Here is a 12,858-nt window from a genome sequence, read left to right as displayed (position 1 = left end):
ATCATATCCCCCACAATTCTTTCATTTTGTTCAAAAACTGCATTGCTTCATTGTCACCCGTTTTTATATTATCTGGATGATAAATTTTCATCAAATCTTTATAGAACTTTCTCACATAATATTCTGCTTTATCCAATTTGGCAAAATTATAGAATTCTTGAATATCACTTAGAGCTTCATTTAATTTCGCAGTATCTTTTTTTGCCTTTGCATCATATTTATTATTTTCATTGACTACTTCTTTATGTGCCATATCCCAAGCCATTTCAAAATCTTTTTGATATTTTTCAGGTATATTTTTCAAATCAAACGTATCAGGGCTTTCATTAAAAAAACAGTTCCCCTTATATAGAATTTCTTCTTTGCCATCAAACTCTATATAAAATTGGCACTCCCAAACAAATGGGCTTCCATTTCTTTGATCAAATCTGTATTTAACTGTAAATGGAATATCCAATGATTCAAACAAAGATCTACGCCTGCACATCAGCGTTTCTTTTTCAGAACTCAAAGAAGAGATTTCCCTGTCAATCTCATTCATACGGTTGTCAAACTCAATAATCTTCTGTTCTGGTGTAATTGATTCTTTTTCTTTAGGCGTTGGATTCTTTATTTCCTGATATGCTTTGTCAATGGATATTTCCTTTTCTCGTAGCTTTTGCTTTACTTCTTCATTGCCAGACTGCATAACCTTATCCAACTTACTATATGTACCTTCTGATACACCTGTAGCTTTTGCCATTTCTTTTCTCGTATCAACTTTCGGCAAATTTGCCGAACCTTTTCCGCCTAAAGATTGATTCTCTTTTGCTTTTTTCTGAAATACACTCTTAAACTTTTGTACTATCTCATATCTTTCTGTTTCAGTTAAATTTCTACGTCCTAATTGCTGCTCAAGCATCCACTGTTTAACATCTTCCCTTGTCTCTAAATCATCCATGATTTTGTAATCCTGCCAAGAGTGCCATTCAATATCATGTTTCTTCAAAATATTGTAGCGATTATGACCGTCTATAATAATCAATTCACCTGTATCTGGTTCTTGCCATATCTTTATAGGGTCTAGCATCCCATACTGTAAAATACTGTTTTCAAGATTTTCTAATTCTTCTGGTGTTAAAACTGGTAGTAATTCTTCAAATTCTTTATCAATCGTTAAATCTTTTATATTATACGCCATATATACTTTTTCTCCTTTACTCAATCAAGTCATAAGCGGTGAGCAATCTTTGATTGCGAACCAATCAGTCACCGCCGCTTTTTGCGGTGGCTGCCTACTGTCAGAGACTACACAAACTCATAGTCATTCTTATCAATCAAGCCAATCACTTCTAATACTTCTTTTTGTGTTGATTTATCCTTACAACTCTTAGTCATTTGGATAATCATTTTCATAGAATATACAGGTAACAATAATGAACGTAACTTCTCCCTATACCTCATCCATTCCAAACGCTCATATTCATAGCATCCATTGTATGATTGTCCACAATTTGCCCATTTCTTTTCAAGATAAGCATTCTTACTTATCACTGGTTCACATGCAGCTAAACATGATACTAATAATGAATCTGTAAATTTCTTATTCTGTAAATTCTCTTTATCCTGTTTTGTCATAAATAATTTGTCTCCTTTTATGTAGTCTCTGACAGTAGGCACAGCCTAAATTCCTCAAAGTCCAGCAGAGCTGTCCTTTTCTGAATTTAGTCCGTGATTATTATTGGAGCATCTTGTCACATTGTTTCGCCGCAAAAAGCGCGGCTTCACAATATGCCAATCTGTCCAATAATGATATGTTTTTGTAAGCAGATAATTTTCTTTGGGGGAGAATCCACAAATATGATATATAATACATCTGTGTGAATCTTACCCCACGTTCAAAAAAGGTTGTCAAAATCTGCAATTTCTCTATATAGTAAGGATTTGCACATTTTAACAACCACTTATTTATGGCGGTCTAATAAGCACCTGATTTTTTGTATCATCAATCCTTTTAATAATCCAATATCTTACATATCTTTTCTTCTCTTTATACTGCTTGCTTACTACAGTAAATCCATAATTAACTTCCAGATATTTTTTAATCTGTCCTATGGATGTTTGTTGCCTATTGAACCTATCTTTAATATCACAGATATTTGCAAATTGCCCTTGCTCTTCTTTAGACAATTTTTTATTTACATTGTTCTTCAGATAGATTTCAATAATATCTTGGACTCTTTCTTGCGTAACATCTGACATATCAATACTTTTATCTGCAACAGTTTCGCCTAAATATTTAAGGATTTCTTCTCTATAACTTGTACGCTTTTCTTTCATATCTAATATTATCGCTTCATCTGATAATAATTTCTCAAAGCGCAATTCATTGATTTTCCAATCATGCGTATAATCAAAATCAAAAAATATCGTATAGTCCTTATATTCTCTATCTTTTCCATATCTACTGATCCACTCTGTCCTATTATCCTTTAGCAGCAACACAGGTTCTAATTGTTCAACAACCTTTTTATGAAATAGATTTAATTCATAGCTCTGATAATCTCTTATATAAAATATACAAGTATCATTTTCATCTATGATACGTTTTCTTCCCAAACATTGAATTGCACTTTCCAAATCAAAAATATCACAGATAATATGTTTAACTTTTCCGTCTTTAAAATCTACTCCATTGTCCAAAACTTTTGTTGTTATCAGCAGTCTATTATTGAATGAATATCCACCTGTATTCTTATTTCTATAAATAATATCCTTTGAACAATACTTCTTTACAAAATTTACACCTTTGTTATCGGATGTATCGCTACAATAGAAATTCATATACTGGATTTTTGTTTCATGTATTACATTTTCGTCTTCATCACAATTATGTCCCTTTGTTGGCGAATAATGATTATATAGCTTTCTCATTTTGGTGATACTATTGCAAAAATACATGATTTTATCATCTGTATTCTTCAACAAATCGTCTATGATTCCGTATAAATCTCCATTTCTAAACCAACATATTTTATCTACATAACCATAATCAGTAGGCAGAAAATATTTAATTGCTTCCTGTCTTGACTGATCCTTTATATCTCGCTCTATTTTATTAAAAATATTTCTGTATGTAGCTGTCATAAACAACAAAGTTTTATCGTGACTTCTATTGATTAAATACTCATAAATAATATCTGTATACAAATTAAACTCTGAATCAGAAAGAAAATAATGTGCTTCATCACATATATACACATCAAATTCAGGTATAACGTCACCACTTATAAGCATCTGAGTAAACTTTTGATACGATATACAGGTAATATCTTTTATTCCATACCTATTAATGTCATATCGTATCTGTTCTTTTAAAGTCGTTCGATTACACAAATAAATAACAGATTTTCCTTCTGAAAGAAGGAACTTACAGTATGTTCCTAATGCGAAAGTTGTTTTCCCTTTGCCTGTTCCACATGCCAGTAAAATAATTCTTCCAAGCCAGCTTTCATAATCGTTTCCTATTAGTTCCGATACCCATAGTTTCTTTTTGCTGCCGTTGGTCAATTAGGCTACACCTCCTTTTGTAAGAGGAACTTTGCAACACTATTTCTAATCTGCTTTGTATCTTCAAAAAGAAATATCTTATATTTGGGATTCTTTTCAGAATCTTCCACCTTTAAAATCTTGTAACCTTGACCACATAGCCAGTTTGTCAGTTCTAATGACCTGATAATATACATCTTCGTTTTACTATCTCTTGTAATAATTTATTCCTCCTCCAAAAATAATAATGTTCTCTCTATATCTTCTCTATCCACACCATCAGCAACACGCAAATATGCAGTTACAACATTTTCTGAATATGGATTCATTGCACCTGAATCAACTTTGTATTCATCTTTTGTAGATATATTCTTCTCATAATGCCAATCCACAAAATCAGCAAATACACCAGCTTCATAAAGGAAATCCAAATTCTCTTTAAATTTATCTGCATCTAGGATTTCTGTCTTTCTGGAAGTCTTATAATATATTTCTGATTTTGTGATCTGTAGCAGATTATTTGTGATTGCATTTTGTAATTGTTTTGTTGTTGTCTGTTTTCTCATGATTTCCTCCGCTTACAAATAATACTTCTTTACAAATCCTTTCAATTCTCTTATCATTTCATCCTTAACAGTTGGATCAATGTGTCCTACAAAATCAAGTCTTACTCTCATTGTTGCATTAAGTTTGGTTTCGTCCCTAATCTTTGCTACACCTTGGATATTTCCGCTTTTATTTGAACATGGTATTTCTACTTCTTGTCCTACTAAATCCCATATAGATTTACCCATATTATGATATTCTCCTTCTTATAGGCGGTATAAGAAATACACCGCCTTGTGATTGTTGCAATTCTGTTCAAACATCCGTATAATGCTTATGTAGCCTTTTCACATACTCATGTTTCAATGCTTCTTTTACGGAAATTTTCAATTTCTTGCAGTATTCATCTACTTTCTGTTTGAATTTACTATTGAACATGTAATCGTTGTAGATTATTGTAATCACCGTCCTTTATTATCCATTCTCTTTTTCTCCATTGACTCTGACTATATTGATCTTGATATCACCATGAACGATGCAAACAATCACAAATACAGTACACGCTATCATGAAAATAAATCCAAATATTACGCTTAATTTCAACATGAAATTGAATAGTGCTTGCAGCATAGCTAATAACATATGAATTCTCCCTTCTGTTTTGTTGGTGGGTGAGACGGGATATCCCACCCAATGTTTATTTTTAGTTAGCTTTTTATCAATCCAGTTCACGCAATAAATCAAAACTTATCTCCCTCTTTGGCGATAATTCTCTTGTTACACTATTCCATTGCGGAATAACCACAGCATTCAAATATTCAGATAACACTTCTATATCTGATTGTTTCAAGCATTCCATTCCACCTTTAAACCTGGATAAATCATTTACATCTATGCCAACATTTAAAGCAATTGCTTTTAGCATCAAGCCTTTATCTGTAATCTCAATCAGCTTGTTTCGTACTGAATCATTATTGTGTGACATCATTTACCTCCAAAATCATTTTATTTATTGGGCAGGATATTTACATCCCACCCATATATACTTGAAATTGCATATACATCTCATAGACATTACTTTGATATTGCTTTGACATTTCCCTGACGTTTACTTGTCATTTCTTCATACGCATACGCAATAAGTCTAATTTTGAAGAAGTTTTCTTTTCAGGCGTTACCTTTGGTGCTTTTTCTTCCATAAAATCCAAATCAGATAACTTTTCAGCACTCTTTCTATTCCTGTTGCGTTCATTAAAAGCCTGTTGTGCCAGTTCTCCCAACTGTTTAATATGTGTCACTGGATAATCAAGACCGTTTACACATATCAGCGTAGAGTTTCCGTTGTTATACCCTTCAAAGATATTAAATGGCTTTCCAAATTCAGTTATAACATCCTCTACAGTTATATCAGAACTATCCGAGCCACTATGAACAACTGCAATGTCACCACAAATTTTGTTGATCTCTATTGGTGCAAAGATACCATTTTTTGTCAATCGCTCCAACATGAAAGCCTTATCATGTTCTTTCCCAAACAGTCCTAAAACCGTTGCCCCTGATTGCCGTAACATTTCGATTTTCTCTGATTCATCAAAGTTATTCAGCTTTCCATATGAAGCATTGGTGAGAAAACTGTCTAACATTTTTGCAAAATTACTATTGATACGGTCATAATCTTTAGCAGCGTTGTTATTGATGAAGAAAGTTGCACCCAATAAATCCTTCATTTCTTGTATATCCAACATAGCCTTATATGCACTTCTCTTTTTTCCAATCGGTTCATCAAAAGATGGAAGTGTAGGAACTGGACATACTATCTTTTCTGTATTGCCATCTTCATCTTTATTTTCTGTCAATACTTCTTCGCCGTATGGTGCAATTCCTGATCCAGTTGAGCCACCTGTTGAATGAAGCACAAATACGATTTTTTCTTTTATACCTTGTAACGCTTCTACAAATTCTTCATTTTCCGCAAGACAATCCAATGCTCGCTCCCTATGTCCACCAAATCCATCAAAATTTTTTAATCGATAAATATTAGGAACATCACCCAATATTTTTAAATCCTGCTCGCTTCCATTCGCAAACATAGCTTTATATCCCATTTCATAGAACACTTTCGCCTGTTTACATCCACAATTCCCTAACCCCAAAAACATTACATCACTCTTTAAACTCATGCTTCTCGTCCTCCTTCAACTGTTTTTATTCCTTTTTCGAGCAAATAATAAGTATCACTATGGTCATCAATGATTCCTTTACCGATATACTCTGCTTTTACTAACTTTTGTAACTTCTTATACACTGTCATTCTTTTAAGAGCACCATTATTTAATTCCAACATTTCCGCAATAGTTATTGCATGGTAATAATCTTTAAAACCGCCATCATATAACGTATCTAAAATTATGTAATCCAAGCGGTTTAATTCATATGTTTGTGTCACATATCCATTGCCTTTTCTACGTTTCATTTCATACACATATATCACACCTTTCATTGACATTATCTTTATATTATCTTGGCATTGTCAGGACATTTCATTAAGATATATCTGACGTTTCTCTTAAAACCTAAAAAATAATTAGCTTTTAGCCTGTATCATGTACTTCTTTCTCTTTTACTTCTGTTTCCCTTTGCTTTTGGTACGGATAGATGCTACAAACACTCATCCGACACTCTGGATTGTAAGATTTACAACCGTCACACTCTTTACGTTTCCAACTCTTCTTACTCAATAAAACACACCTCCCACTATCTACTTCTCCAAAATCCATGTCACTTTCTCTGAAAACAACAAATAACATTGCATTGATGAACTTTTCCATAGCAAAAAAGAAGATCCTTATAATCTCTTTCTACATTTAGAAATAATAAAGTCCATCAAAATATCTCTATACAATTACATGATTCTCTAAAAGCACATCCAAAATACTAATAATTACTAATGGGAAACACAGCGAAACGCTTGAAAAAGAACAAAGAATATGATTTAATAATTTCAAGCGCATTCTGCGTTTCAAATTCTTAGCCGTTTCGGCATTTGAATTTGTGTGTGTATGTATGAGAAAGCCTGTCAGTTATTCAAGGTGTTGCCAGCACCGTTTGAGGATAATTTGATAGGTTTTCTTGTGTTACTGATGATAAGTATAGAACATATGTTTGTGCATGTCAATAGCATTTTCGAACATTTGTTTGTATTTTATGTTCCGATTTTTACCACTATTTAATTTTTATCTTTGTAAAAGATATAATACCAGCTAAGAAGTACAATAAACCGGACATATAAAAAACTACCCTTATACAGATATTCTCTGCATGCAGGTAGTTTTATCTTGATTTATTTTGTTGCTATAAAATTGGGATTTTACCATGAAATCCCGTTTTCAAGTCCTGTGGATTTATGGCGTAAAATAAGCCAGTCCGTTTATCAGGCTGGCTTTTATTTATATGGTTACTTGATTATTGTAAATAGCGTATTTTCAGTATGATTTTTGCAAAGAATCCAGTAAAATCAATACTTCCCATATGGTCCATATCAAGAAATACCTATTTTTCAATGTTTTTAGCACATATGAGGGTGAAAAAATGGCTTATTTTCGTTGTGTTTGGTCACACTACATTTATTCTACTTTTCTTTCTATCATAGGTTTTTGCGGTTTAAATTCAATCAGTTTGTCTTTTCCTCCTGTCCTTTTGATCAACTCATCTTGTCCGATTATTTTAACCAAATTTGCAATCTGTTTTCCCATTGTATCTTTATCATGGTAAAAAATCGTTGTATGGACGTTATCATTTAAAATCAAGTCTCTCAAAATATCTTTATCTGTAACATCTAAGGAATGACCGAAAAAATATACATTATGCTTATTCAAATATTGCTTCTTTAATTTATTAACTGTTGCTTTTAAATTCACTATGTTTTTTTCTGTTTTACTTTTCTCTAATTCAATTTGATAATCCGCAAAATCTCCTTTAATAGTATCTGTCCATTCCTTATATTTACAACCAGTCTCTTTGTGTATCCTCTGATAAAATTTCTTGAAAGCAATAAACTCCACATACTTATTTCGTTTTTTCTTTCCCAAATATTCATCTATTCCAAGCACCATATTATTTGTATCTATTGTGTTATTAGCATTAGCTTTCCCATGAATGTAATCTACATAATCGTTACAATCAATATCATGCTTGCGTAAATAAATCTGCTCGTATATATTGGTATAATTAAAACTAATTACTTTACTAAACAAAATACCTTTTTGTCCACAATCATCATATATAGTTGCAGCTATTTCTTCTATATCTTGAGAAATAATCTCAATATCAATTTTTTCTACATATTCCGTTAAATAAATCTCAAATGCTCTTATCAATCGGTTTAAATCTTTTAACAATTTATCTCTAATTTCTTTAAATGAAATCCCTTCTGAAAAACCATTATCCACTGGATTAATTGGCTGTACTGCGTCAATATAATCAGAATACATCTCTCTAAGAAAATCATTTGATAAATCATTCACAATATCTTCTATATTATATATCTGACTTAATCCATGCATATCATCATCTAATGATTGAATAACTTCTGAGATTTCACTTTCAAAATCTATCCATCCGTCTTTACCATTCTTTTTTCTATCCGCATATATGGGTAAAAAATATTCAATCCAAACATTATTATTAATATACTTCCAAACTTCTTCTTGATGTTCTACACGTTGAGAAATTTCAATTCCATTTACTTTTTCTGGTACTTTTAAAGATATATTATTTATTGGCTTCGTTATTTGTGCATCTTGCTTTTTTAAAAAATAAAAAAATTTATACTGTCCTACTGTCCATTTTAAAAAATCTATATAGCCTGTAGGCAATCCATGTGCAAGATCAAATCCATTTCCAATTACTAATATGTTCATATACATTAGTCCTCTTTAGTTTAAATATTTAAAATAATCTTAGCATTATATATTTTTAGAATCAACTATACTATATAAAATAAATGCTTTGATTGTCAAACTATTATTTCATAATCTTTCCGAACACTGACAAAACTTTAACAATATCCCTAAATTCCCCCAATAATTCAATACTTTTCACACTTCTCCACATTCCATCTCCACCAAAATCCCACCATTAAAAATCCCCACATCCACCCTATTTTTCAACATAATCTCGAATATCTATCATAAATTCAAAAATTCAATCCTATTTCCCATAAATATCCACATTCCAACTCCAATCCAAATCCCAAAATCCCTTGAAAAACAAAGCATTTCCACATCCCATACCCAAAATAAACCTCACCGCACCGAACTATACTTTTTAAGCATATTTATATATTTATCATTCTCAAACAGCATATCTCAATTTTCCCTTTCAATTCCCACTAAAATAGTATGTTTTATATCCAGAATTTTTTCTTTCCCTATTCTCCCGAATATTCAGCCGAACTTTTTTCACCCTACAATCCCACACAAAAAAAGAAAAAGCCATATCCATTTCTGAATACAGCTTTCCAAATTGTTCATTAATCCTATATTAAATCCTTATTAATCCCCTTTCTTTTCCTTCAGCATGACCCCTTTAAATACTTTCCCCACAATATCATCAAAAGTCTTATCAAACCTCTCCAACTGTTCTTCTGATAATATATCCCTCATTGCTGCTTTGGCTTCATTGCACTTCTCTTTCTTTAGCTGGCTGCTCTTTCTGATTTCTTCTATATTAACAATACTCATAATACCTTTTCCTCCATCTACTTATTTTCCAAACAATAAATAGTCTGCACTTACATTCAGTTCCTTACAAAGTTTTGCTAAGTTAGTAAGGGAAATATTACAATCTCCGTTTAATAATTTTCTTTCAAATCCGCATCTCTCCGCTATTCCTGCTTTTGTTTTATTCTGTTTCCAGATTTCATCATTAATCCTTTCCCATAATCCATTTACCCATAAATGACTTGGCATTGCCATATTTACACGCTTCTCCTTTCTTCTCCAAACAATAAGTAATCAGCACTGACCTTTAGTTCAACACAAAGTCTTGCAAGATAGACAACACGTATGTAACGATTATTTTGTTTAGGCCTATATAATGTCTTCCTGTTAAATCTGCACTTCCTGGCTATCTCTAATTTACTTTTATTCTGCCTACGGATTTCTTCATCCAGCCTGTCCCAGAATCCATCTAATGGGGCATTAACTTGTTGCATCATTACTCTAATGCCTCTCTCTATTTCTGTTCAAACTTTCTTTCTACAACTACTTTCCCAATCACAAAAGATTCATGAATACCAAGTAAAACAATTGTTACAAATATCTTTATTACCTCTGATCCATTGTAAAATTCTATAAAAATAAATTCACATATCCATACAGCCAAGGCAATACAGAAACCATGTTTAAAGAATTCTGCTAATTTATAGATTTTAGGAATGTTTTCAAAAGTGTAATATCTTTTATCATTTTTATCTTTTTTTCCAATACTCATATTATCAATACCTCTCTTCCTTCCGAATCTTCTCCAACTTTTCTTTCTTCTGATTCTTATATCTTACCCTTGCCCTCGGCTTATATTTATTACAATGCTGGCAGTAATGAGCATGATCCGCTTTTCTTCCCTTCTTACATAGTCCGGCGCATACATAATATAAGCATGGTGTTTGTCTATCCGTTGCCATTAATCAAATCCTCCCTTATGCTGAATTTCTATTTCCAATCTCACTATAATGTCTCTTATTCCACCTATAAGCCATATATTCAATAGTCAGTTTATCAGGTATTCTTTCAGGCGTTCCAAAATGTGAAGCAGAGAAACAATGTTTACTACAAACAACTTTTATAGTTTTAATTCCCTCCGGATCTCTTTTCCCATCCCTTTTTGTTCCGCTATTTTGTTTTATTAGTCCTGCTTTTGCTCCACAAAACGGACAACATTTCAAGCCATTTGCATATGTAATTTGTGGAAATGTATTAGGCTCACACTCTGGAAGTTCTTCAGGTAAAGTATCATCATCAAGCCACATATCATCATTCCTTATACGGTGATTCCACTTTTCAACAAGTGCGTCAATCACTTCCGTAAATGAATTGATATAAAGCCTGTCCTCCTGATTTAATCCGCTTGATTCAATCACATCTTTACTCATAACATGAAAACAATCGTCACATTCAATCGTTACAATTAAATTAAACCAGAATGTTTTCATATAAATGTGGGGTTCTTTGCCACAAAATGGACATGGAAGCAAATCATCATGCGGAAACATTTCAGTAACATCCAACTTTTTATGCCCCATTACATACTTTTTCATAATATCCACTATTAGAAAATCAAAAAATTTTACTTGTTTTCGTTTGGCTTCTGAATATTTAAAAAAGGATATAACAGCGTCAAATATAACCCTCTTTTGTATATGATATTTTTTACCACGTCCCCATAGACACTTATATACACTATGATACATTTCAAAAACATCAAACATATTTACATCATTTACATTTAGGTTATCAATCATTTTACAAAATTTTTTGATATTTTGATTCTTTTTGATATTCTCAAAAAATGAAAGGCTCTCGCCTGTATATTCTGATTCATAATCCATACTCCTACATGAAATTGTCTTGTATTCATTAGATATAAAATCATAAAAACTATTACATTTAGAATATTCCTTATTTAAAAAATCTTTAGTAACAACATATGTATCCCAATAATGGCATTTACATTTATAAAGATATTTATAGATTTCTTTGGTTACTCTATATTTATAACATCTATTGTTTTGAGTAAATATTGACAGTTCAATAATATCATCTCTTTCGCTTTCTGGTTGAAAACTATTACTTATTGCCATAGATAATTCGTCAAATGAAATACTTCTCTCTTTAAAGTCCGACATAAAATCACAAAATTGTCTGAAATTATCTTTATCTTTGTAATTAAATTCCAGAAAATCAGAAAGTCTGTTTAATAATTGCTTATTCTCTATAACCATACTTTTTACCCCATTTCTATTCTGTTCGCAGCTAATGTAAATATACTGCCGTGTACACTCTCATAATCTTTTGTTGTCCTTCCGCATAACTCTTACAAGTCTCAATAATCTCCTGTACATCTTTCCTATGCAGAATACAAAAATCATCAGCCAGAATTTTTAAGTCTTTTCTATCCTGCTTACTGATTGTTTTTTTAACTGGTTCCTTCTTTGATCCTATTGGCAGTTTTCCTCTTCCCATCATGCCGATTCCTCCATCTTCACTTACATATTTCCTCTAAAACCTCTTGCAGACGTTCCCGTCCATCCTGCACATAATATAAACTGTCCCCTATTACTAATGGCTTCCTACACTTATGCGCCGTAATTACTTTTTGCTGATATAAATGTACTCCTACATTCATGCCAGTGCAAAATGCCTCATTTTCCATTAGTTCCTTCAATACTCATTCCTCCAATCATATTAAATTTTCACTTACACTTTTGTATTTCTCTACTTTTCCGCAAATTATCCTTAAAACATTAAAGCATTTCAACTTTCCGCCTTATTTCTTCCAAATTCGGATTCATATACCGCATTGTTGTTTTAATGCTGGAATGTCCCATCTGGTTAGCAATCTCAGGAATAGTGAATATCCCACTTGATACAGCATTGATTGCATAAAAATGTCTTAATGTATGTGGAGTGATATCATATCCTTTCGGACAACATAGCTTAAATACTCTATTTATTGTTGTCTGGTTTAATCTTTCCCCTCGACTATTATGAAAAAGCCATTCAGATT

20 protein-coding genes are annotated in these 12,858 nt (G+C 32.0%); all 20 read right to left on the bottom strand.

What is annotated here, in order from left to right:
- Position 1 precedes the first annotated feature (1 nt).
- The gene (locus tag D5281_RS14720) at positions 2-1,180 is read right to left on the bottom strand and encodes a ParB/RepB/Spo0J family partition protein (RefSeq protein ID WP_160560892.1); all 1,179 of its coding nucleotides are present in this window, start codon (positions 1,178-1,180) and stop codon (positions 2-4) included.
- 107 nt (positions 1,181-1,287) lie between these two features.
- Positions 1,288-1,617, bottom strand: a complete 330-nt coding sequence (locus D5281_RS14715) for a hypothetical protein (RefSeq protein WP_160560891.1) — start codon at positions 1,615-1,617, stop codon at positions 1,288-1,290.
- Positions 1,618-1,947: 330 nt separating this feature from the next.
- The gene (locus D5281_RS14710) at positions 1,948-3,549 is read right to left on the bottom strand and encodes a DEAD/DEAH box helicase (RefSeq protein ID WP_160560890.1); all 1,602 of its coding nucleotides are present in this window, start codon (positions 3,547-3,549) and stop codon (positions 1,948-1,950) included.
- 5 nt (positions 3,550-3,554) lie between these two features.
- Positions 3,555-3,725: a DUF5659 domain-containing protein gene (locus D5281_RS27200; protein ID WP_408637283.1), complete on the bottom strand. Its 171-nt coding sequence runs from the start codon at positions 3,723-3,725 to the stop codon at positions 3,555-3,557.
- 27 nt (positions 3,726-3,752) lie between these two features.
- Entirely contained in the window at positions 3,753-4,094 is a 342-nt protein-coding gene (locus D5281_RS14705) for a hypothetical protein (protein WP_160560889.1), read from the bottom strand.
- A gap of 12 nt (positions 4,095-4,106) precedes the next feature.
- Positions 4,107-4,322 carry a hypothetical protein gene (locus D5281_RS14700; protein WP_160560888.1) on the bottom strand — a complete coding sequence of 72 codons (216 nt, stop codon included), beginning with the start codon at positions 4,320-4,322 and terminating at the stop codon, positions 4,107-4,109.
- Between the two features lie 470 nt (positions 4,323-4,792).
- Positions 4,793-5,062 carry a hypothetical protein gene (locus D5281_RS14695; protein WP_160560887.1) on the bottom strand — a complete coding sequence of 90 codons (270 nt, stop codon included), beginning with the start codon at positions 5,060-5,062 and terminating at the stop codon, positions 4,793-4,795.
- Between the two features lie 127 nt (positions 5,063-5,189).
- Positions 5,190-6,254, bottom strand: a complete 1,065-nt coding sequence (locus tag D5281_RS14690) for an FtsZ/tubulin family protein (protein WP_160560886.1) — start codon at positions 6,252-6,254, stop codon at positions 5,190-5,192.
- Positions 6,251-6,574, bottom strand: a complete 324-nt coding sequence (locus tag D5281_RS14685; protein WP_160560885.1) for a hypothetical protein — start codon at positions 6,572-6,574, stop codon at positions 6,251-6,253. Before D5281_RS14685 ends, D5281_RS14690 begins: the two co-directional genes overlap by 4 nt.
- A gap of 91 nt (positions 6,575-6,665) precedes the next feature.
- Positions 6,666-6,812 carry a hypothetical protein gene (locus D5281_RS14680; protein ID WP_160560884.1) on the bottom strand — a complete coding sequence of 49 codons (147 nt, stop codon included), beginning with the start codon at positions 6,810-6,812 and terminating at the stop codon, positions 6,666-6,668.
- Positions 6,813-7,697: 885 nt separating this feature from the next.
- A complete protein-coding gene (locus tag D5281_RS14675) occupies positions 7,698-8,993 on the bottom strand; it encodes an AbiH family protein (RefSeq protein WP_160560883.1) in 1,296 nt (431 codons plus the stop codon).
- A 633-nt stretch (positions 8,994-9,626) separates the two neighbouring features.
- The gene (locus tag D5281_RS14670; RefSeq protein ID WP_160560882.1) at positions 9,627-9,815 is read right to left on the bottom strand and encodes a hypothetical protein; all 189 of its coding nucleotides are present in this window, start codon (positions 9,813-9,815) and stop codon (positions 9,627-9,629) included.
- 21 nt (positions 9,816-9,836) lie between these two features.
- Positions 9,837-10,049: a helix-turn-helix domain-containing protein gene (locus D5281_RS14665; protein WP_120472103.1), complete on the bottom strand. Its 213-nt coding sequence runs from the start codon at positions 10,047-10,049 to the stop codon at positions 9,837-9,839.
- A 2-nt stretch (positions 10,050-10,051) separates the two neighbouring features.
- Positions 10,052-10,291: a hypothetical protein gene (locus tag D5281_RS14660; protein WP_160560881.1), complete on the bottom strand. Its 240-nt coding sequence runs from the start codon at positions 10,289-10,291 to the stop codon at positions 10,052-10,054.
- Between the two features lie 17 nt (positions 10,292-10,308).
- Entirely contained in the window at positions 10,309-10,566 is a 258-nt protein-coding gene (locus D5281_RS14655; RefSeq protein WP_160560880.1) for a hypothetical protein, read from the bottom strand.
- Between the two features lie 4 nt (positions 10,567-10,570).
- The gene (locus tag D5281_RS14650; RefSeq protein ID WP_160560879.1) at positions 10,571-10,756 is read right to left on the bottom strand and encodes a hypothetical protein; all 186 of its coding nucleotides are present in this window, start codon (positions 10,754-10,756) and stop codon (positions 10,571-10,573) included.
- Between the two features lie 15 nt (positions 10,757-10,771).
- The gene (locus D5281_RS14645) at positions 10,772-12,073 is read right to left on the bottom strand and encodes a Lar family restriction alleviation protein (protein ID WP_160560878.1); all 1,302 of its coding nucleotides are present in this window, start codon (positions 12,071-12,073) and stop codon (positions 10,772-10,774) included.
- 31 nt (positions 12,074-12,104) lie between these two features.
- Entirely contained in the window at positions 12,105-12,317 is a 213-nt protein-coding gene (locus D5281_RS14640) for a hypothetical protein (protein WP_160560877.1), read from the bottom strand.
- A gap of 16 nt (positions 12,318-12,333) precedes the next feature.
- Positions 12,334-12,516, bottom strand: a complete 183-nt coding sequence (locus D5281_RS14635) for a hypothetical protein (RefSeq protein ID WP_160560876.1) — start codon at positions 12,514-12,516, stop codon at positions 12,334-12,336.
- 79 nt (positions 12,517-12,595) lie between these two features.
- A partial coding sequence (locus tag D5281_RS14630) for a tyrosine-type recombinase/integrase (RefSeq protein WP_160560875.1) occupies positions 12,596-12,858 on the bottom strand: 263 nt, incomplete at its 5' end.

It is taken from the genome of Parablautia muri, from assembly GCF_009917485.1.
GTDB lineage: Bacteria > Bacillota > Clostridia > Lachnospirales > Lachnospiraceae > Suilimivivens > Suilimivivens muri.
Note: the sequence above shows the minus strand (reverse complement) of the source record. Positions and strands in the feature narration are given on the sequence as shown.